The sequence below is a fragment of the Sphingomonas sp. 2R-10 genome, from assembly GCF_030062225.1.
Lineage (GTDB): Bacteria > Pseudomonadota > Alphaproteobacteria > Sphingomonadales > Sphingomonadaceae > Sphingomonas.
Genome location: NZ_JASCXF010000028.1, coordinates 20,831 through 40,271, shown reverse-complemented (window position 1 = coordinate 40,271; position 19,441 = coordinate 20,831). Strand labels below are relative to the sequence as shown.

The following is a 19,441-nucleotide window of genomic DNA, read 5'->3' as shown; positions in this document are numbered from 1 at the left end:
TCAACGCTCCGCCTGCTCGCGCAAGGCTTTCAGTTCGCCGCGCGCGCTGCGGGTGTCGACGGTCACCGTCACCGACAGGCCGGGGACCAGCAGGCGGCGGGCGGCGGGCGTTGCCTCGATCGACACGCGCACCGGCACGCGCTGCGTGATCTTGGTGAAGTTGCCGGTCGCGTTCTGCGGCGGCAGCAGCGAGAATTGCGCGCCGGTGCCCGGTGCCAGGCTTTCGACCCGGCCCTTCACCGCGACGCCGTCCAGCGCGTCCACCTCGATCTCGACCGGCTGGCCCGGCCGCATCAGCGCGAGCTGCGTTTCCTTGAAATTGGCGGTGATGTAGAGCCGGTCGAGCGGCACGATCGACATCAGCCGGGTGCCGGCCTGTACGAACTGGCCGATCGTTACGGTCCTGTCGCCGATGCGGCCGCCGATCGGTGCGGTCAGCCCGGTCGCGCCGACATCGACGCTGGCGGCGGCGAGTTGCGCGCGTGCGGCCTGTCCCTGCGCGCGGCCCTGCGCGACCTGGGCGTCGAGCGAACCGACGCGGCGCTGCTGCGCGGCGACGGCGGCCTGCGCGGCGCGGACATTGTCGGCCGACTGGCGCGCGGCGACTTCGAGTTGCGCCAGTTGCTGGCGGGTCTCGGCCCCCGAGGCGGCGAGCGGGCGGTAGCGCGCGACCTCGGCCGCGTCATAGGCGGCCTTGCTGCGCGCGGCGGCGAGCTGTGCCTGCGCCTGATCGATCGCGGCATATTGTTCGCGGATCTGCGCGCGGGCGGCATCGGCCTGCGCCCCGGCGACGGCGATCTGCGCCTCGGCCTGCGCCGCCTGTGCGCGGGCGTCGCGCGGGTCGATGCGGACCAGCGGCTGGCCGGCCTTCACGTCCTGATTCTCGGCGACCAGCACCTCAGCGACATAGCCCGACACGCGCGGGGCGATCGTCACCATGTCGGCCTGCACCGTGGCGTCGTCGGTTTCCTGCAGGAACCTGCCGTTGTTCCGATAGTCGACATACCACCAGATGCCGCCGGCCAGCGCGATCAGGGCGAGCGCGAGCAGGATCAGCTTCGCCCGCGGGCCGATGCGCTTCCGGGCCGGTTCGGCTGCATCTTCCTGCACCGTTTCGTCGCTCATCGCCTGTCCGCCACCCATGCGGGGCCACCGGGTCCCGCCTTGGCCGGCAGATAAACGGACGAAATGTCCGGATCAAGGCTTTGGATTGGTGCGGTGCACAATTTATCCGTTGAGGTTCGTCATTCCCGCGCAGGCGGGAATCCATTGACGCTACCGTACCGGTTTTAAGTGTTGAGGCGGCGTGTATGGACTCCCGCCTGCGCGGGAGTGACGACGTGGATCAGGCGCCCTACGCCAATATCGTCGGATCGGCGGTCCGCAGCGTGGCCAGGATGGTGGCGATGACCAGCTGGTCGTCATGGGCGAGGAAATGGCCGCCGGGCAGGGCGAAGACCTGTGCCCTGCCGCCGCGCAGCGTCGGGCAAAGGCTGTCGGACTCGTCCCGGCCGTAGATGCAGACGACCGGCGCCCAGTCCAGCGCGCGCAAGGCTGCTGCCGGGCGGGCGTCGGGGCTGCCGTGGTAGAGGATGCCGGTCGGATCGGAGCGGAAATAGACGGTCTGCGCCGGCACGACCACGCTGATCGCCGCGATCCGGGCACGCAGGTCGGCGGGCAGGTCGGGGGCGGTCGCCGAGACCATGTCGGCGCCGAACGACTGGCCCATCAGGATCACCCGCCTCGCCCCGGTGCGGGCGAGCGCGGTGCGGATCGCGCCCGCGATCACCGCATCGACCTGTGCCCGCGTCTTGCGCGTGCCGAAATTGACCGGCGAGCTGACGCCGACGACCGGGATGCCGTGCGCGGCGAGCGCGGGGACCACGACGCTGCCCAGACCGAAGCGCAGCCCCATGTCGCCCGAGACATAGACCGCGACGACCGGGGGATGCGCCCGGTCACTCTCGACCAGCCGCAGCGACCGGGTGTCGATCAGGCCGAGCGCGGGTGCGGCGAGGCCGAGCAGCACCAGCAGCCCGGCGAACAGCGCACCGATGCCGATCCGGCGGCGCAGGCGGCGGCGACGGGCGGGGCGGGACAGGGTCATGGCTGGGGCACTTTCGCTGGCGGCTGGACGGGTTCGGCGGGGGCGGGCCTGAGATAGTGGCGCGGCTGCGGCCGGCCGATCAGGCGGGAGAGGTCGCGCAGTCCCTTGAGCAGGCCGATGCCGCCGGGGCCGGCGACGTAGCGCGGTTCCCAGCCGGGGGCGAACTTCTCCTTGTACGCGCGCAGGCCCCGGAAGCCGTAGAAGCGCTCGCCATGGCGGAAGATGAACGCCGCCGCCTTGGCCCAGGCGGGGGCGAGACGGCGGTCCTCGATCCCCGACAGCGGCGCCATGCCGATCGAGAAGCGGGCATAGCCCCGTTCCTGCGCCCACAGCATCAGGTTGACCATCAGGAAGTCCATCGTTCCCGGCGGCGCATCGGCGCGGTGGCGCATCAGGTCGACCGACGCCTCCTTGCGGTTGGCGGTCAGCCACAGATTGGCGAAGGCGATGATGCGGTCGTCGATCGTCACCACCGCGACGTCGAAATGGTCGAGATAGGCGCGGTCGAAATGGCCGAGGCTGAACCCCTTTTCCCGCTGCGCCTTGGCCGACAGCCATTCGTCGGACACCGATCGCAGTTCGGCGAAGACGGTCGCGACCTGCGCCGCGGCGACGATGTGCAGCCGGGCGCCCTTGCGCGCCACCGCCCGTTCCGACTTGCGCAGCGCGCGCAGGCGGGGGGTGTCGAGGGTGAAGGTGTTCAGGTCGACCACCGCATCCTCGCCGAACTTGACGATGCCGAGCCCCATGCCGATCGCGATGTCGAGCACAGGCGAGGAGACTTCGTAGAGCAGCAGCCGGCCCTGGTCGCGGTCCGCCAGGTCGCGCAGGTTCCACAGCAGTTCGCCCCACGCGTCGCGCGGGCCGACGGGATCGCCCATCGCGATCCAGCTGGCGCCATGGACCTGGTACATCACGAAGGCGTCGCCCGCCTGCGACAGCAGGAAGCGTTTGTCGCCGGTCAGCGCCAGCATCGCATCGGTGCGGTTCGCCCCGGCCAGGATGCGGTGGACGCTGGCCGAATCGACCGGCGACAGCCCGCTGCGCGCCGGGGCCGGGCCGGGCGCCATCAGCCGCCAGACGCAGGCGCCGGCCAGCATGACGATGACGCCCAGCGTCGCGCGCAGGAAGCGCGGGGCATCGCTGTGCAGCGCGAACTTCCACCACAGGTTCTCCGAATAGGGAACGTGGCGATAGGCGAAGAATCCGGCCCAGACGGTCAGCGCCACGACCGCCGCGACCGAGGCGAGCCAGCCGGGGCCGATCGGCTGGCCGGTGAGCGCGGTGCGGCGGTAGAAGGCGGCGCGCGTCCATTGCAGCAGCGCGGCGAGGCAGAGACAGGCGGTCGCCTCCTCGTAATCCAGCCCCTTGAGGATCGAGAACAGCGCGGCGGCGATCAGCAGCGCGCGGGTGGCGAGGAACGCGCCGTCGAGCCGGCGGTAGAGGGCAGGCGCGAGCAGCAGCAGCGCGGTGCCGGTCAGGCTGGCGGCGATCGAACTGCCCTCGATCAGCGGCAGCGGCAGGATCGCGGCAAGGTCGCCCATGCGGGCATGGACCGAGGGTAGCGAGCCCGACAGCAGCAGCATCGCGCCGGTCATGAAGGTCGCGGCGCCGAGCGCCAGCGGGGCGACGCCGGTGGCGACGGCGCGCACGCTCGACAGGAAACGGGTCGAGCGCCGCCGCTGTCGCGCGCCCTCGTGCCACGCGAGGAGCAGGATGCCGAGCGCGAGGGGCAGCAGGTAATAGACGATGCGATAGGCGATGAGCGCGGCGAACAGCGTGGCGCGGTCGACCGGCACGACCGCCAGCACCACCGCCTCGAACACGCCGATGCCGCCGGGGACGTGCGTCACCACCGCCGCGACGATGCCGAGGGTATAGGCGAGGATGAAGGCGGGCAGCAGCGCGGGCGCCGCGCCGGGGATCAGCACGAACAGCGCGGCGCTGGCGCAGGCGATGTCGGCGAGCGCGATGGCGATCTGCGACAGCAGCAGCCCCGGACCGGGCAGCGGCACGGTGAAGCCGAACAGCCGGACCGGCGCGCGCACGACCGCGCAGGCGCCGAGCAGGGCGATGGTCAGCGCGACCACTGCCCAGCCGGCGACGCGGACGTCCGACCCGGACAGCCGCAGCCCGGCGAGGTCGAGCGCGCCCGGGTGGAGCAGCAGCGCGACTCCGGTGACGCTGATCACCCCGGCCCAGAAGGTGCCGCTGGCGATCGCGACCACGCGCGCGACGTCGGGGCCGTCGAGTCCCGCGGCGGTATAGATGCGGTAGCGCGCCGATCCGCCGGTCAGGAGGGCGAGGCCGAGATTGTGGCTGAGCGTGTAGCTGGTGAACGACGCCAGCGCGGCGGTGCGCCACGGCAGCGGCCGCCCGATCGTGCGCAGCGCCAGCAGGTCGTAGACGGTGAGCGCGAGATAGCTGCCCGCCGTCGCCAGCAGCGCCAGCGCGATCTTTCCCGCCGACAGGCCGTGCAGCGCCGCACGGACGTCGGCGAAGCGGATTTCCTGCGTCAGGTGTTCGAGCGCGGCGAAGCCGAGACCGATCAGCGCCAGCACGACCAGCAGGGTCGCCGGCGTGCGATAGCGTTCCAGCAATTGGCCGATGCCGCGCATGGTCCTGTCCGTCATGCCGCCGGCAATAGCGGGCGGCAGCTTGCCGGCGGATCAGCGCGCGCTGAACAATCGGTAATGTTCAGCGATTGAGCGCGTAGGTTATGATGAAGCAGGCGGCGGTCAGCAGCAGCATCGCGGCGATGAAGGTCGCATCGGCGATCCGTTCCAGCCAGTGCAGCCGCGCGATGCCCTGTACCCGCAGCGCGAAATAGGAACTGAGCGTCGCGATCAGGAACAGCAGCGCATCGACCGACAACAGGTCGTCGGCCACCGTCTGGCGCGCGCGCATCGCGATGGTGACGTGGAGCAGGCCGATCCCGGTCAGGCACACCCCGACCATCGCCGATGCGATGGGACAGATCATCCGGCAGGTCCGCTCGTCCAGCGCGGTGCGGCGGCGGCGGGGCCCGGCGGCGGGCGGGGAGTCGTGCGGCGCGGTCATGCGCCCGTTCCAGCACCCGCCACGGGCGCGGCGTCAAGCCCCGCGGATGTGGCGGCGATGCAACGCACCCCCCGGAAAACGGGGATTTCGCGCATCATATCGCCAAAGCCCGATCCATTCGCTATGGGCCGCATCGCCCGTCCGCAGTGCCGATGCGGGGGCGTGCGCCGGCTTGTCTCAAGCTGTCACACTTCGCCGATAAGGCGACCCGATCATTCGGCAGGGGAATTTCGATGACGAGCGCAGTGCTGGAGCGGGACGGACGCCCCGGCCCGAGACTGGACGACGGGTTCGGTCGTGCCGGCAGGTTGGGCTTCGTCACGGCCGTCATCGCGGCGCTCGGCTATGTCGTCTACAACGTCTATCGCGACGCGGCGGCCGCCAGCGTCGATCCGCTGACGCTGATGCCCTTCGCGCTGCTGGTCCTCGCGCTCATCATCGCGCTGGGATTCGAGTTCGTGAACGGGTTCCACGACACCGCCAACGCGGTCGCGACCGTCATCTACACCAACTCAATGCCCGCCCATGTCGCGGTGGTGTGGTCGGGGGTGTTCAACTTCCTCGGCGTGCTGTTTTCGACCGGCGCGGTCGCGTTCGGCATCATCTCGCTGCTGCCGATCGAGCTGATCCTCGGGGTCGGGTCCTCGTCGGGCTTCGCGATGGTGTTCGCGCTGCTGATCGCGGCGATCGTGTGGAACCTCGCCACTTGGGCGCTGGGCATCCCGTCGTCGTCGTCGCACACGCTGATCGGATCGATCATCGGCGTCGGCGTCGCCAATGCGATGCTGCAGGGGCGCAGCGGGTCGGCCGGGGTCGACTGGGACAAGGCCGCCGACACCGCCAAGGCGCTGCTGGTGTCGCCACTGATCGGGTTCGGCGTCGCGGCGCTGCTGTTCCTCGCCATGAAGGCGCTGGTCCGCAACAAGGCGCTGTACGAGGCGCCGGTGGGCGACACCCCGCCGCCGCTGTGGATCCGTTGCCTGCTGATCTTCACCTGCACCGGCGTCAGCTTCGCCCACGGGTCGAACGACGGGCAGAAGGGCATGGGCCTCATCATGCTGATCCTGATCGGGACGGTGCCGACCGCCTATGCGCTCAACCGTGCGGTGCCCGCGCAGTACGAGGCGCAGTTCGCCACCAACAGCGCGGCCGCCGTCCGCGTGCTCGCGCCGCAGGGCGACGGCACCGCCGTCGACGATGCCGCCGCGCGCCAGCAGGCGCAGCGCTATCTCGCCGAGCGCAAGCTGGCACCCGAAACGGTGCCCGCGGTCACCACGCTGGTCGGCACGATCGAGCGGCAGGTGCGCGAATACGGCACGCTGGCCAAGGTGCCCGCGGCGGTCAGCGGCAACATGCGCAACGACATGTATCTGACCTCGGAAGCGGTGAAGCGGCTAGGCAAGGAGCCGACGCTGTCGCTGACCGAAGGCGACAAGAAGGTGCTGACCGAATATCGGGGGTCGCTGGACGCCGGCACGCGCTTCATCCCGTTGTGGGTCAAGGTCGCCGTCGCCTTTGCGCTGGGGCTGGGCACGATGGTCGGGTGGAAGCGGATCGTCGTCACCGTCGGCGAAAAGATCGGCAAGACCCACCTGACCTATGCGCAGGGCGCATCGGCCGAGCTGGTGGCGATGGGCACGATCTTCGGCGCCGACAGCCTCGGCCTGCCGGTGTCGACCACCCATGTCCTGTCGTCGGGCGTCGCGGGCACGATGGCGGCCAACCGATCGGGGTTGCAGATGTCGACGGTGCGCAACCTGCTGATGGCATGGGTGCTGACGCTGCCGGTGTCGGTGCTGCTGTCGGGGTCGCTGTACCTGCTGCTCAACCGGGTCTTCTGAGCCCGGTGACGATGGTGGCGGGCGAGGAGGCGGCCGGCCGCACGCTGCGCCGCGATCCCGTGGCATGGATCATCCTGCTGCTCATATGGTTTTCGTGCGCGTGGTTCGGGTCGTGGGAGTTCAATCCCAACAACGCGGTGCGCATGTTCGCTACGCTGTCGCTGGTCGAGGACCATGACGCGACGATCGATGAGTTCGCGCACCTGACGATCGACAAGGCGCGGTTCGGCGACCATTATTATTCGGACAAGGCGCCGGGCATGACCGTGCTGGGCATCCCCGCGGTCGCCATCGCCGATGCCGTGTCGGGGCAGCGCGCGCGCGATTTCGTGCCCGGATTCGAAAATCCCGCCTTCAACCGCTTCCTGAAGATCCGCATCCGGCTGGTCGCGGTCACCGTCTGCGCGCTGCTGAGCGCGCTGGCGGCGATGCTGCTGTACGATCTGGTGCGCGGAGTGACCGGCGATGCCGGGGCGGGGGCGGTCGCCGCGCTGTCCTATGGGATGGGCACCACGGTGTGGGGGTGGTCGACGACGATCTTCGGTCATGCGCCGGTCGCGGCGCTGATGGTGATCGCGACATGGGCGGTGTGGCGCGGGACCGGTCCGCAGCCGAGGCGGACCCATGCGGTCGTCGCCGGGCTGGCACTCGGCTGGGCGGTGCTGATCGAGCATTCGGCGCTGATCGCCGGGCTGCCGGTCGCGGGATATGCGTTGTGGCGGTTGCGGGGCCTGCCGCGGGCGCAAGCGGGACGGACGATCGGGATCGCGATCGCGGCCGGGGCGACGGCGCTGGTCGTGCTGGTCGGCTACAACCTGATGGCGTTCGGGACGGTGTTCCGGCTGGGCTATTCGGGCGTCACCGACTTTGCGGGCATGCAGGAGGGGCTGTTCGGGCTGACCTATCCCAAGCCGCGCGTGTTGTTCGAGCTGATCTTCGGCGAGCGGCGCGGGATGCTGTGGGTCGCGCCGATCCTGATCGTCGCGCCGTTCGGGCTGGCGATGCTGGTGCGGACGCCCGCGACGAAGGCGATCGGATGGCTGGCGGTGGCGGGCGCGGTGGTGCCGTTCCTGATAAACGCCAGCTATTTCTACTGGGACGGCGGCAATGCCACCGGGCCGCGCCACGCGCTGCCGGCGGCCGGATTCCTGTGCATCGGCATCGGCATGTTCTGGGCACAGGCGACGCGCTGGTCGCGGGTCGCGGTCGGGGTGCTGCTGGCCGGATCGGTGGTGCTCAACATGGCGATCGCCAGTGCCGAGATCACCGCGCCCGCCGACGAGCCGCGCGCGCTGGCGGTGGCGGTGTTCGCGGCACGCTTCGATCCGGGCTATCTGCGGACGGTGGCCGACGAATGGCTGGGGTTCACGCCGTGGCAGGGGCTGGCGATCTGGGCGGTGGTGGCCGGGGGGCTGACGGTCGGGCTGGCGTGGTCAATGCGGCGGGAAAGAATGCGTTGGAGCTTGCTCCAGCCGGGGTGACGGGTCACAGGTCCGTCGCCGGGGTTGCGAACGCCACCCGTGCCGCGAGCCTATTCCGCCGCCTGCGCCTGCGGTGCCGGGATGTCGAAGCCGAACCGCGCCTCTACCTCCGGGTCGAGCCATGCGTGGATGTGGTCGAGATCGGCCCCGGACAGCGGCGGATAGGCGGTGGGCGTGAACGGGCGCCTGCCCTGACCCTTGTAGCTGTCCTGCGCGATGAACGGATCGGCGGCGGCCAATCCGGTGGCAGCGGACAGTGCGGCGATCACCCCGGCAGGGTCGGCGACGAACGCTTCGTGGCGGAGCAGCGCGACATGGTGCGCGCGGTCGTGCAGGCCGCTCCAGTGGCGCAGCTTGGCGGTACGCTTGGCGAGGGGATTGGCGAAGCGTTCGCCGGTATCGGGGCAGCGTTCGTGCAGCATTTCCCGCCCGAGCACCGGATGGTCGTGCCCGACCCCCCAGAATTCGGTGTCCCAATAGCTGTGCCACGGCGCGCGGATGAAGTCGGAGAAGCCCAGCGTCTTGACCTCCGGATGGCAGTGCCATGGCTGGCGGTGCAGGCTGCGGACCCAGTCGACGGGATCGCGCGCGACCGCCAGCACCATCACGTCGCGCGGGAACAGCACCTGTTCGGGGACGAACCAGTGCTTGAAGCCACAGCTGTCCGTAAAGGCGGCGCGGCCGAGATTGGCCTCGATCGAACGGATCAGGACGTTGGTCCCCGAACAGCGTTGGCCGTACACCTGGATCGCACGGATCGGGGCGTCGCCGCGGCGCAATATGGTCAGGCCGGGGCGCGGGGTCGTCCAGTTCGACATGCAGGTCTATTCCCATCCGAATCGTCGGAAATCATTGTGATTCCGAAATAATTTTCGTCATCGCCGGTACGCAGGGAGCCCGCAAGGGTTCCACGACGTTTGTGCACTGCACGAATGACGGGTTCTCCGGGGGGCAGCATGACGACGCGACCGATTACGTTCTTCATCCATCATCAGGGACGGGGCCACGCCAACCGGGCGATGGCGATCGTGCGCGAACTCCCGCCCCGGCGCCGCGTGACGATCCTGTGCGCGCGGCCCGAATTGTTCGACGGGTTCGACCGTCCGGTCGAACTGGTGAGGCTGCCCGACATGATCGGCGCACCGGTGCCGACCAGGGCGCTGTTCGACCAGCCGACGCCCGAGGTGCTGCATTGCGTGCCGCTGGGCGTCGAGGCGACGCGGCGGACGATGCGCACGATCCTCGATCACCTCGACGACGTGTCGCCCGCGCTGTTCGTGGTCGACGTGTCGGCGGAGATCGCGCTGCTGTCGCGCATCGCCAGCGTGCCGGCGATCAAGATCCGGATGCACGGCGACCGCACCGATCCGGGGCATCTGGGCGCGTATCAGGCGTGCGTCGGGCTGCTGGCGCCGTTCGACGAGCGGATCGAGCAGGACGACTTCCCCGAATGGGGCCGGGCCAAGACCTGCTATACCGGCGGGCTGTGCACCACGACCGATGCGGTGCCGACGAAGGCGGAGGCGCGGGCGCGGCTGGGGATCGATCCGGCACGCGAGGTCGTGCTGGTGCTGACCGGCGGTGGCGGGGCGGGGACCCCCTATGCCCCGCTGACCATGGCGGCGCGGGCGGTGCCGGACGCGCTGTGGCTGGTGATCGGTCCGGTCCACCGCGAGGGGCACGAGACCGATTTCGGCAATCTGGTCGAGCGGGGCTGGGTCGACGGCGTGACCGACCATATCGCCGCCGCCGACGTCGTCATCGCATCGGCCGGCGACAATACGGTGCACGAGATCGCCCGGGTCGGCCGTCCGTACATCTGCGCGCCCGAATGGCGGTACTTCGCCGAACAGACGCGCAAGGCCGACCGGCTGGCCGAGGTCGGCGCGGCGGTGGCGCTGCACCAGTGGCCGGGGTCGCTCGGCCCCTGGCGCGGGCTGCTGGATCAGGCCAGGGCGCTCGATCCGGTGGCGCTGGCCGCGCTGTACGATCCGGGCGCGGCGGCCCGGGCGGCGGATTATATCGAGGGGCTGGCGGTTCGGCTCTGGGCCGACTGACGCGCGGCGCGGGCAAACAGCGCCGCCGAGGCGAGCCACAACAGGCAGAAGAAGGCGGTACCGCCCAGCGTCTGGCGGATGCCGGTCATGCCGGGCGCCGCCCAGCCGGCGGCGAGTCCGGCGAGTCCGACCAGCAGCTGCGTGGCGGCGGCGGCGGCCATCGCCCGGGCCACTCCCGCCGCGCGCAGCCGGGCGAGCAGCGTGCCACCGATCGCGACCAGCAGGACGAGGCCGAAGATGGCGTTGACGTCGTTGTCCTCGCTGCCGAAGAACCCGACCGCGAGGTTGATCCATACGAGGAGGAACGCGGCGACGACCGCGATCACCGTGCCGCCGCGAAAGGCAAGGCCGGCGGACGCCCACGCGCCGACCTCGATCGCGCCGCCCGCGACGGCCAGCAGGATCGCGGCGAACGCGTAGTCGGCGGGTGTCCATGGCGCGCCGACGAGGAACGCGAACGCCAGCAGGCCGGCGGCGGTGCCCCAGCCGAGCAGGCGGGGAGAAATCGATCGGGTCATGATGGTCCTTTGCGCTTGGGATGTGCGGCGGACGATGACCGACCGGCAGGTGAGCGGCATGAGCGGGACGTAAGCATTTGGTGAGATCGTGGGTTTCGGCACTCCTTACCGGAAAGGGGCGGCCGTCTTCACGATCCATCCGTATGGAAACGTCACCCCAGCGAAGGCTGGGGTCTCCATCGGCTCTTGCTGCGCGCTACCACCGGGATATCCCGGCCTGCGCCGGGATGACGCCCGTTTCAAACCCTAGGGCCGATCGACATTCAGTTCGCCGGACGCAGGAATACCGTTCCATCCCCTTTCGTCACTCCCGCGCAGGCGGGAGTCCATATCCGCCAGCGTCGCGAATCCAGCCGAAACGTCAGCGTCTATGGATTCCCGCCTGCGCGGGAATGACGAAATCCTGTGGTCATCGCTGAATGTCGATCGGTCCTAGCTGAACAGCGCGTCCTCGCGGCGGCTGGCGGCGATTTCGGCGGTGGTCGGTGTCCGGACCAGCGCGATCGCGTCGGCGTCTGGCGACCAGCGGATCAGGCCGGCATCGGCGAACTGGCCGAGCCAATAGTCCATGCACCATCGGCCCCAGCGCGCATGGAAGCGGGTGGCGTTGCGCAGGATCGCGTCGAACTGGTGGAGCGGGGGGATGTGGACCGCGTGATGCTGGTGCCACGCGAGCGCGCCGCCGACCCACGCCATGGGCACGCCGGCGGCGGCGAGGCGCCATGCGAAGTCGGTTTCCTCCGCGCCATAGCCGGCATAGCCGGTGTCCATGCCGCCCGCCGCATCCCATGCGCTGCGTGGCAGGGCGAAGGACAGGCCCCATAGCTCGCCATGGCCGGGGACGGGGCGGATCTCGTCATCGGCGAGCGCGGGTTTGGCCGGATGGCGCATCGCCCTGTCCGGATCGAATGCGCCGGGCGGGCAATAGCGGACCTCGCCCAGATAGACGGCGGGCGCATGGTCCAGCGCCTGGGCATAACGTGCGACCAGCGTGGGCGAGGGCACGCAGTCGACGTCGAGGAAGATCAGCCGCTCGCCCCCCGCCGCCGCCGCCGCGGCGTTGCGCGCCTGCGCCAGCGGCATCGGATCGCCCGGCACGAATACCGCGCGCACCGGCACGCCCGGATCGGGCAGGCCGGCGGGGGCGGCGTCCTGCATATAGGCGATGACCAGTTCGTCGGGCGCGCTGGTCTGGGCGGCGATGCCGGCCAGCAGGTTCGCCAGCTGCGCGGTTCGCCCGCGCACCAGCGTACAGACCGATATCACGCCGACAGACGCTGCGCCGGTACGTTGCGGAAGTGCGCGACCCCCTCCATGATCCCGAAGGCATAGCCGCGCTGCGCGACATAGCTGTGGGCGAGGTCGGGGCGCTGGGCCAGCCCGTCGGAATAGTTGCCGACGATGATCGCATGGGCGCAGGCGCGCAGCATCTCGACATCGTTGCCGCTGTCGCCCGCGACGATCACCTGATCGCGGCGCATGCCCGCGCGCTTGCGGACATAGTCGACGGCCGTCCCCTTCGACGCGGCCAGCGGCAGGATGTCGAGATAGCGGCCATGGCTGTGGATCACCGACGCGGCGAAGCCGGCGTCGGCGAGCAGGTCGCGCACGCGCTCGGCGATGTTCGCTTCGCCTGCCGTGAAGTAGCTCAGCTTGTGGCTGCGCTGTTCGAGCGGGCTTTGCGGGCGCAGGTCGCGCTGCGTCGCCAGCAGCGCGCCGATCGCGTCGCGGTCCCAGCCGGCATCGATCGTCGCCGTCCATGCGTCGTCGCGGACATAGATGCCGCCGTGCGCGCGATGGTAGATTTCCGACCCGACCGAGGTAATCATGACGGCGGGTGGCGCGACCCGGTTCTGCGCGAGGATCGCGAGCGCGCTGTGCAGGCTGCGCCCGGTCGCGATGCCGAAGCCCATGTCGTGCTGGTCGCCGTGCCACAGGTTGAACGCCTGCGCCGCCTCGCTCTCGCCCAGCAGCGTATTGTCGATGTCGGAGATCAGCAGCAGGCGCGGTGCCTCCACCGTCGGGGCGGCCGGGGCGATGACCGCGGCGGCAAGTTCGGCATAGCGCGCGACATGGCCGTCCCAGTCGTACAGTTCGGCGGCGGTCGCCCCGGCGTTCGAATAGCTGTCCCACAGCATGTCGTCGGACAGGATGCCGAGCAGCGCCTGTCCGATCGCCATCGGGTCGCGCGGATCGACGAGGATGCCGTTGCCGCAGCCTTCGATGATGTCGTTCGGCCCGCCGCTGTCGGTCGCGACCAGCGGCAACCCCGAGGCGGCGGCCTCCAGCAGGGTCAGCCCGAACGGTTCGTTGAGCGCCGGGTTGCAGAACACGCCGCGCCGCGCACGGGCATGGGCGTAGATCGCGGGGACTTCGTGGGGGGCGTGCGTCTTGGGGATCGCGACCGATCCGTACAGGTCGTAGCGGTCGATCAGCGCGAACAGTTCGGCCATGTTGCCGGCCAGTTCGGGTTCGAGGCTGCGCGGATCGTCGCGCGTGCCCGCGACGATGACGAGGTTCGCGGCGGTCTGCAGCGCCGGGCAGCGGCCATAGGCGTGGACCAGCGCCGCGAGGTTCTTCTTGCTGACGGGCCGGGCCAGCGCGAGGATCACCGGCTTGGACGGGTCGGCGAGGAAGCGGTCGATGCGCGCGTCGACCATCGCATCGGTGCAGGTGCCGGCGAACAGCCCCAGGTCGCTGCCCGGCGGGATGATGCGGATGCGGCCGGGATCGTAGCTGGCATAGCCGGCATATTGCACCTCCGCCTCATCGCGCGACGAGGCGATGATCGCGTCGGCATCGGCGATGGCACGGTCCTCGATCGCGATGCGGCGCTCCAGCCCGGCGGTCTCGGCGCAATCGGCGCCGAACGCCGCCTGCTTCACCCGGCCGAGCGAATGGGCGGTGAAGAGATAGGGGATGCCGAGCCGTGCCTTGACCGCCGCCGCCACCGCGCCGGCATCGGCATAATGGGCGTGGATCAGGTCGGGACGCCGGTCCAGCCCCTCGATATGCGCGACCAGCGCGTCGACGAAGCTGTCGGTTTCGCGCCACAAGGCTTCCTTGGGCAGATACGCGTCGCTGGCCGAGCGCAGGCGGACGATGCGCGTGCGGGCGTCGACCACCTCGACCGGGCGCCAGTAATCCTCGCCCCGCGGACCGCCGCGAAAGGCGCGAGTCACGATTTCGGTCCGTTCGATCGCGTCGTGGCGGCCGGTGGCGGCGACCAGATCGAGCAGGTAGCGGATGTGACCGCCTGTATCCGCGGTTACGCCGTATTCCACCTCGCGCGCACGAAGACAGCCCTGTAACGCGAGGTGCAGGATAAACATTACGGAACTTTCCCGTTCGAAAACGCGGGCTTATCGCCGCTTGAGCAGGAACCGATGCGGCTGCGCTTTGTTCCGCTGGCGATGGAATCGCCGCTTCGTATCGCCCAGCTCGCCCCGGTCATCTATCCGACGCCGCCGCGCGGCACGGGAGGCACCGAACGGGTGGTGTCCGACCTGACCGAAGCGCTGGTGGGGATGGGCCACGCCGTCACGCTGATCGGCCCAAGCGACAGCGTGACCACCGCGCGGCACCTGTCGGCGCATCCCAGCCTGTCGGCACTGGAAGCCTATCACGGACCGGTCGCGCCGGGCGTGCCCGCCGCGCTGGAGGCGGCGCAGCTGGGGCTGCTGGCGAAGCATCTGGCCGGGTTCGACATCGTCCATTGCCATGGCGAGTTCGCCCATGCCGCGGTGCTGGGCGACCGGATCGGCCACAGCCTGACGACGGTGCACTGGCGGCTGGACGAGCTGGACCGCAAGCTGTTCTTCCACAGCTTTCCCGAGCTGCCGGTCGCGGCGATCTCGGCGGCGCAGGGGCGCGACCTGCCGCGGGCGAACCGGGCGGGGGTGGTGCATCACGGCATTCCCCCCGACCGGTTCCGGATCGGGCCGGGCGGCGGCGGCGTGGCCTTCATCGGGCGCATGACCGACCAGAAGCGGCCCGACGTCGCGATCCGCGTCGCGCGCGCCGCCGGACGGCCGATCCGGCTGGCCGGCGGGATCGACGTCGGCAACCCGCGCTATTTCGACGAACGGGTCGCGCCGCTTCTGGGCGAGGATGCGGTGCATGTCGGCGAGGTCGACGACCGCGCGAAGCAGGGATTGCTGGGCGAGGCGGCGGTGCTGCTGTTCCCGGTCGACTGGCCCGAACCGTTCGGGCTGGTGATGATCGAGGCGATGGCCTGCGGCACGCCGGTGATCGCATGGGACCGCGGCAGCGTGCGCGAGGTGATCGACCCCGGCGTCACCGGCTTCGTCGTGCGGAACGAGGAAGAGGCGGTGGCGGCGCTGGCACGGATCGACGCGATCGACCGCGACGGCGTGCGCGAACGGTTCGAGGCGCGCTTCACCGCGGCGCGGATGGCGGAGGACTATGTGGCGATCTACCGTAAATTGCTGGGCCGGGCATGAGGATCGGCCTCGTCAGCTGGGCCTATCCGCCCGAGAAGAGCGGCCTGTCGCGCGCCGCGTGCGAAATCGCGCAGGCGCTGGCCGAGGCGGGGCATGACGTCCGCGTCGTGACGATGGATCGCAGCGACCGCAGCATGGATGGCGCGGTCGAGGTGATTGGGGCGAGCGAGGGCGGCTGGCTGGCTTGGGCACGGCGCCTGCCGGGCATCGGCCATCTGTGCGGCCCGGCGATGATCGCGCGCACGGTCCGCCGCCTCCATGCCGAACGGCCGTTCGACGTGGTCGAGGCGACCAACTGGTACGCGCCGGGGCTGTGGGTCGCGCTGACCGGGCCGGCGCCGCTGGTGACGCGCAATTCGACGCCGGTCGCGACCAGTGCCGCAAGGTCGCGCAGCGTGCGCGACCGGATCGATCGCTGGGCGGCGGTGACGCTGGAGGCGCTGTCGGCGCGGGCGTCGGCCGGGCTGATTTCCAATACCGGGGCGCATGGCGCGAAGATCGCCGCGCTGTACGGCACGCGGCCGCCGGGCGCCTGCCATGCGGTGATCGGCCTTAGCCTGCCGCCGGCGATCGTCGATGCCGGGCGCGCCGCATCCTACCCGCCGGGCAACGACGTGCTGCGGCTGCTGTTCGTCGGGCGCAACGAACCGCGCAAGGGAACCGACGCGCTGATCGGCGCGCTGCCCGCGCTGGCGGCGGAGGCCGATGCGGGGACGCTGCCCGATTTCCGGCTGACGATGATCGGGCTGCACCGGCAGGAGCTCGACCGTCTGCCCCCGGCGGCGCTGCGGCGGATCGACAGCTATCACCGGGTCGAGGACGATGCGCTGCACGCCGCGCTGGCGGCGGCCGATATCGTCGTCGCGCCGTCGCGCTACGAGAGTTTCGGGCTGGTGTATCAGGAAGCAATGACCTTCGGACGGCCGATCGCGGCATGCGGCGAGGACCCGAGCGCCCGGCTGTTCGTCGGCGGCAGCGGCGCAGGGCTGCTGGCGGACGATTGCACGCCGCAGGCGCTGGGGGCGATCCTGCGGCGGATGCTGGGCGACGGCGATCTGCGACAGGCGCTGTCGGCGGCGGCGCGGGTGGCGGCGGGCCGGTTCACCCGTGCCGGTCTCGCGGCGGAGACCGCCGCCGCCTATGTCGCGGCGGTGAACGGGCGCAGCAGCGCGGCTTCGTCGCCGGGCCGGCCGGCGCCGGCCGACATGGCTTCGTAGACGCGCGAGCGTTCGAGCACGCGCGCCCGGCCGAGCTGATGGTCGATCGCGCCGGCCAGTGCCAGCGACGTCTGTTCGAACGGCACCACCGGGCGTTCGTGGACGGTGCCGGCATAGCGGATGTCGGCGCGGGTCAGCCGGTACTGGATATCCGGCCACAGCGCCGAGGGCACGCCGTCCACGAGGTTGCGGCGGGGCAGGCCCAGCGCACGCAGCCCGTCGCGCTCTGCCGCCCGGACCAGCCAGCCCAGCGCGGCCAGCAGCGCGGCGTCGGGGCGTTCGTCGCTGTCGAGTTGCAGTACCCAGCCGGTCGCCATCGCCTGCACCCGGTTGCGCTGCGCGGCGAAGTCGCCGGCGAGCGGGTGCGCCGCGACCCGCGCCCAGGGCAGCCGCTCCGCAAGCGGGGAGGCGTCGCCGTCCACCAGCAGGATCGCATCGGCGAAATACGGGTGCAGGTCGTCGAACAGTGCGACGACCCGGTCCGCCTCGGCGGAGCGGGCGATCATGCCGAGCGTGACGGCGTGCGATACCGGCGTCGCGGTCTGCCAGCCGCTATCGCCCGCGACGAAGCCCAGCGCCCATGCCGCATTGCGCCGGGCGTGCGGCGCGAGGGCGAAGCCGCGATCGGGTGCGCCGTCGGCGAGGCTGGCGCGGATCGCGCCGCGCAATCCCGCCGCGTCGAAGCCGAGACCGGCGACCGCCAGCCCGCAATGATTGCATTCGGGAAGCGCGCGGTCGTGCCAGCGATCGTTGCCGCAGATCGGGCAGCGCGGGCCGGCTATCGCGTCGTTCATTGGTCGCACCCCCTTGCATCGCAGCCATGGGGAACGCACGACGGGGTCGGCGGTTCGTCGGGGAAGGGCAACGGGGAACGGACATGGACACGATCATCGTCGCGGGCGCCACCGGCGACCTCGGCACCCGCATCACCAGGGCCGCGGTGGCGCGCGGCGCAAAGGTCCGCGCACTGGTGCGCCCGGGCACCAGCCGCGAACGCATCGCGGCGCTGGAGGCGATCGGCGCCGATCCGTGGGCGGTCGATCTCGGCGATGCGCAGGCGCTGGCCCATGCCTGTCGCGGCGTGGTGTGCGTGGTGTCGGCGCTGAATGGCCTTGGCGAGACGATCCTCGATGCGCAGACCCGGCTGCTCGACGCGGCGCTGGGCGGCGGGGCGGCGCGGTTCATTCCATCGGACTTCTCGATCGACTATCGCGCGCTGCCGACCGGCACCAACCGCAATTTCGACCTGCGCCGCGCGTTCCGCACCCGGATCGATACCGCGCCGATCATGGCGACGTCGATCTTCAACGGTGCCTTCGCCGACATGCTGAACGGCGAGATGCCGCTGATCCAGCGGCGGGTGCGGCGCGTGCTGTACTGGGGCAGCGCCGACACGCAGTTCGCGCTGACGACCAAGGACGATGTCGCATCCTATACCGCCGCCGCCGCGCTCGATCCCGCCGCGCCGCGCAACCTGCACATCGCGGGGGCGCAGGTGAGCGCGCGCGATCTGGCGGCGCTGATGGGCGAGGTGACGGGCAAGCCCCATGGCCTGATCCGTGCCGGGTCGCTGGCCACGCTGGCGCGGATGATCGGGGTGACGCGGCGGCTGTTCCCGGCGAAGGATCAGGTGTTCCCGGCGTGGCAGGGGATGCAGTATCTCCACAACATGTTCGACGGCCGCGCGCCGAGCGCACCGGCGGATAACGCGCGCTATGACGTGGCGTGGACCGATTTGCGGGAAGTCTTGGCCGGCTGACAGACCGTATCCCCGCGCAGGCGGGGATCCAGGGTTGCCAGGCGCGACGTTCGCGGCTCTGGACCCCCGCCTGCGTGGGGGTACGGTCACGCAGCCGGATCGAACCGCTCCAGCGGCAACACCATCCCCGCCACCACGAACCAGCAGCGATCGACCGCCGCCGCCACCGCCTGATTGAGCCGCCCCGCCGCGTCGCGAAATTCGCGGCCCAGCGCATGCTCGGGCACGATGCCGAGGCCGACTTCGTTGCTGACCAGCATCAGCGGATGCCGCGCCGCGCCGATCGCGGCGACCAGGGCGGCGCTGTGCCGTGCCACGTCATGCCCGCCCAGCATCACGTTGGTCAGCCACAGCGTCAGGCAGTCGACCAGCACTGGCCCCTCCGCCGCGCCGATCGCCTGCGCCAGATCGACCGGACATTCGACCGTCCGCCACCCCGCACCGCGATCCGCGCGGTGGCGCGCGATGCGATCGGCCATCTCCGCGTCCCAGCCTTGCGCGGTCGCAAGATAGGTCCATGGTCCGGGCAGCGCCTCCATCGCGGCCTGCGCCAGCCGGCTCTTGCCCGATCGCGCGCCCCCTACGAACAAACTCGTCGCCATCTTGCCCTTCGCCTTGGCACGCTCTAAGGGCGCGATTGCGACAGGTTCCCAGAAATGGGATGAAAAGGGAACCCGGAAGCGCGTTTAGGAACGCGCCATCCGGGGCTGCCCCCGCAACTGTGACCGGCGAGTCCTGCTCCCATGTGTGCCACTGGATGCAAATCCGGGAAGGCCGGGCAGGGCGACGACCCGCGAGCCAGGAGACCTGCCCGTCGCGGTTGTCCTTCGCGCGGACGGGGTGTGCCGGGCGATCGAGGGTTTCCTCGCGTGACGACGTCGTTTGGGGGTCGTGCGCGTGGGGGACAGAACCGTCCGCCGCCGTCATCGTGCGTACCC

At 70.7% G+C, this 19,441-nt stretch carries 16 protein-coding genes and 1 riboswitch; of the genes, 6 read left to right on the top strand and 10 right to left on the bottom strand.

Going from position 1 to position 19,441, the window contains the following annotated elements:
* The 4 genes from QLH51_RS13720 to QLH51_RS13705 all read right to left on the bottom strand — a co-directional run bounded on the left by QLH51_RS13720 (position 1) and on the right by QLH51_RS13705 (position 5,167).
* Positions 1-1,125, bottom strand: a complete 1,125-nt coding sequence (locus tag QLH51_RS13720) for an HlyD family secretion protein (RefSeq protein ID WP_125660225.1) — start codon at positions 1,123-1,125, stop codon at positions 1-3.
* Positions 1,126-1,354: 229 nt separating this feature from the next.
* Positions 1,355-2,107, bottom strand: a complete 753-nt coding sequence (locus QLH51_RS13715) for an AcvB/VirJ family lysyl-phosphatidylglycerol hydrolase (RefSeq protein ID WP_125660228.1) — start codon at positions 2,105-2,107, stop codon at positions 1,355-1,357.
* Positions 2,104-4,740, bottom strand: coding sequence for a bifunctional lysylphosphatidylglycerol flippase/synthetase MprF (mprF, locus tag QLH51_RS13710; RefSeq protein WP_206429168.1), 2,637 nt, complete (start codon positions 4,738-4,740; stop codon positions 2,104-2,106). Before mprF ends, QLH51_RS13715 begins: the two co-directional genes overlap by 4 nt.
* 64 nt (positions 4,741-4,804) lie before the next feature.
* Positions 4,805-5,167: a hypothetical protein gene (locus QLH51_RS13705; protein ID WP_125660231.1), complete on the bottom strand. Its 363-nt coding sequence runs from the start codon at positions 5,165-5,167 to the stop codon at positions 4,805-4,807.
* A gap of 233 nt (positions 5,168-5,400) precedes the next feature.
* Here QLH51_RS13705 and QLH51_RS13700 point away from each other — a divergent pair, with 233 nt between their 5' ends.
* Complete coding sequence (locus tag QLH51_RS13700) at positions 5,401-7,008, top strand: inorganic phosphate transporter (protein WP_125660235.1); 1,608 nt, start codon at positions 5,401-5,403, stop codon at positions 7,006-7,008.
* A gap of 11 nt (positions 7,009-7,019) precedes the next feature.
* Positions 7,020-8,489 carry a hypothetical protein gene (locus QLH51_RS13695; protein ID WP_443018839.1) on the top strand — a complete coding sequence of 490 codons (1,470 nt, stop codon included), beginning with the start codon at positions 7,020-7,022 and terminating at the stop codon, positions 8,487-8,489.
* Positions 8,490-8,539: 50 nt separating this feature from the next.
* On the opposite strand, the gene QLH51_RS13690 is transcribed toward QLH51_RS13695, so the two are convergent.
* Complete coding sequence (locus QLH51_RS13690) at positions 8,540-9,307, bottom strand: hypothetical protein (protein WP_125660240.1); 768 nt, start codon at positions 9,305-9,307, stop codon at positions 8,540-8,542.
* Between the two features lie 138 nt (positions 9,308-9,445).
* Between QLH51_RS13690 and QLH51_RS13685 the strand changes: the two genes are divergently transcribed.
* Positions 9,446-10,546 carry a glycosyltransferase gene (locus QLH51_RS13685; protein WP_125660243.1) on the top strand — a complete coding sequence of 367 codons (1,101 nt, stop codon included), beginning with the start codon at positions 9,446-9,448 and terminating at the stop codon, positions 10,544-10,546.
* Here the strand turns inward: QLH51_RS13685 and QLH51_RS13680 are convergent.
* The 3 genes from QLH51_RS13680 to QLH51_RS13670 form a co-directional block, all read right to left on the bottom strand.
* Positions 10,507-11,064: a hypothetical protein gene (locus QLH51_RS13680; protein ID WP_125660246.1), complete on the bottom strand. Its 558-nt coding sequence runs from the start codon at positions 11,062-11,064 to the stop codon at positions 10,507-10,509. The two genes, QLH51_RS13685 and QLH51_RS13680, sit on opposite strands and share 40 nt — an antisense overlap.
* 432 nt (positions 11,065-11,496) lie before the next feature.
* Positions 11,497-12,330 carry a glycosyltransferase family 2 protein gene (locus tag QLH51_RS13675; protein WP_206429169.1) on the bottom strand — a complete coding sequence of 278 codons (834 nt, stop codon included), beginning with the start codon at positions 12,328-12,330 and terminating at the stop codon, positions 11,497-11,499.
* On the bottom strand, positions 12,327-14,396 hold the full coding sequence (locus tag QLH51_RS13670) for an HAD-IIB family hydrolase (RefSeq protein ID WP_125660252.1): 2,070 nt from the start codon (positions 14,394-14,396) through the stop codon (positions 12,327-12,329). Before QLH51_RS13670 ends, QLH51_RS13675 begins: the two co-directional genes overlap by 4 nt.
* A 54-nt stretch (positions 14,397-14,450) precedes the next feature.
* On the opposite strand from QLH51_RS13670, the gene QLH51_RS13665 reads away from it, so the two are divergent.
* Positions 14,451-15,527, top strand: a complete 1,077-nt coding sequence (locus QLH51_RS13665; RefSeq protein WP_206429170.1) for a glycosyltransferase family 4 protein — start codon at positions 14,451-14,453, stop codon at positions 15,525-15,527.
* Positions 15,524-16,744: a glycosyltransferase family 4 protein gene (locus QLH51_RS13660; RefSeq protein ID WP_125660255.1), complete on the top strand. Its 1,221-nt coding sequence runs from the start codon at positions 15,524-15,526 to the stop codon at positions 16,742-16,744. The genes QLH51_RS13665 and QLH51_RS13660 overlap by 4 nt, the downstream gene beginning before the upstream one ends.
* Here QLH51_RS13660 and QLH51_RS13655 read toward each other — a convergent pair.
* Positions 16,666-17,538: a hypothetical protein gene (locus tag QLH51_RS13655; RefSeq protein ID WP_125660258.1), complete on the bottom strand. Its 873-nt coding sequence runs from the start codon at positions 17,536-17,538 to the stop codon at positions 16,666-16,668. The genes QLH51_RS13660 and QLH51_RS13655 overlap by 79 nt on opposite strands.
* Before the next feature lie 83 nt (positions 17,539-17,621).
* Between QLH51_RS13655 and QLH51_RS13650 the strand changes: the two genes are divergently transcribed.
* Positions 17,622-18,503: an NmrA family NAD(P)-binding protein gene (locus QLH51_RS13650; protein WP_125660261.1), complete on the top strand. Its 882-nt coding sequence runs from the start codon at positions 17,622-17,624 to the stop codon at positions 18,501-18,503.
* An 86-nt stretch (positions 18,504-18,589) separates the two neighbouring features.
* On the opposite strand, the gene cobU is transcribed toward QLH51_RS13650, so the two are convergent.
* Positions 18,590-19,105 carry a bifunctional adenosylcobinamide kinase/adenosylcobinamide-phosphate guanylyltransferase gene (gene cobU, locus QLH51_RS13645; RefSeq protein WP_125660264.1) on the bottom strand — a complete coding sequence of 172 codons (516 nt, stop codon included), beginning with the start codon at positions 19,103-19,105 and terminating at the stop codon, positions 18,590-18,592.
* 25 nt (positions 19,106-19,130) lie between these two features.
* A riboswitch (cobalamin riboswitch) is annotated at positions 19,131-19,332 on the top strand.
* Positions 19,333-19,441: the final 109 nt, after the last annotated feature.

What these genes read in the sequence shown, in the direction of transcription:
- QLH51_RS13705 (WP_125660231.1), bottom strand. Translation starts at nt 5,167, where the DNA reads ATGACCGCGCCGCACGACTCCCCGCCCGCCGCCGGGCCCCGCCGCCGC.
- QLH51_RS13715 (WP_125660228.1), bottom strand. Translation starts at nt 2,107, where the DNA reads ATGACCCTGTCCCGCCCCGCCCGTCGCCGCCGCCTGCGCCGCCGGATC.
- QLH51_RS13650 (WP_125660261.1), top strand. Translation starts at nt 17,622, where the DNA reads ATGGACACGATCATCGTCGCGGGCGCCACCGGCGACCTCGGCACCCGC.
- QLH51_RS13680 (WP_125660246.1), bottom strand. Translation starts at nt 11,064, where the DNA reads ATGACCCGATCGATTTCTCCCCGCCTGCTCGGCTGGGGCACCGCCGCC.
- QLH51_RS13670 (WP_125660252.1), bottom strand. Translation starts at nt 14,396, where the DNA reads ATGTTTATCCTGCACCTCGCGTTACAGGGCTGTCTTCGTGCGCGCGAG.
- mprF (WP_206429168.1), bottom strand. Translation starts at nt 4,740, where the DNA reads ATGACGGACAGGACCATGCGCGGCATCGGCCAATTGCTGGAACGCTAT.
- QLH51_RS13655 (WP_125660258.1), bottom strand. Translation starts at nt 17,538, where the DNA reads ATGAACGACGCGATAGCCGGCCCGCGCTGCCCGATCTGCGGCAACGAT.
- cobU (WP_125660264.1), bottom strand. Translation starts at nt 19,105, where the DNA reads ATGGCGACGAGTTTGTTCGTAGGGGGCGCGCGATCGGGCAAGAGCCGG.
- QLH51_RS13695 (WP_443018839.1), top strand. Translation starts at nt 7,020, where the DNA reads ATGGTGGCGGGCGAGGAGGCGGCCGGCCGCACGCTGCGCCGCGATCCC.
- QLH51_RS13685 (WP_125660243.1), top strand. Translation starts at nt 9,446, where the DNA reads ATGACGACGCGACCGATTACGTTCTTCATCCATCATCAGGGACGGGGC.
- QLH51_RS13690 (WP_125660240.1), bottom strand. Translation starts at nt 9,307, where the DNA reads ATGTCGAACTGGACGACCCCGCGCCCCGGCCTGACCATATTGCGCCGC.
- QLH51_RS13665 (WP_206429170.1), top strand. Translation starts at nt 14,451, where the DNA reads ATGCGGCTGCGCTTTGTTCCGCTGGCGATGGAATCGCCGCTTCGTATC.
- QLH51_RS13720 (WP_125660225.1), bottom strand. Translation starts at nt 1,125, where the DNA reads ATGAGCGACGAAACGGTGCAGGAAGATGCAGCCGAACCGGCCCGGAAG.
- QLH51_RS13660 (WP_125660255.1), top strand. Translation starts at nt 15,524, where the DNA reads ATGAGGATCGGCCTCGTCAGCTGGGCCTATCCGCCCGAGAAGAGCGGC.
- QLH51_RS13700 (WP_125660235.1), top strand. Translation starts at nt 5,401, where the DNA reads ATGACGAGCGCAGTGCTGGAGCGGGACGGACGCCCCGGCCCGAGACTG.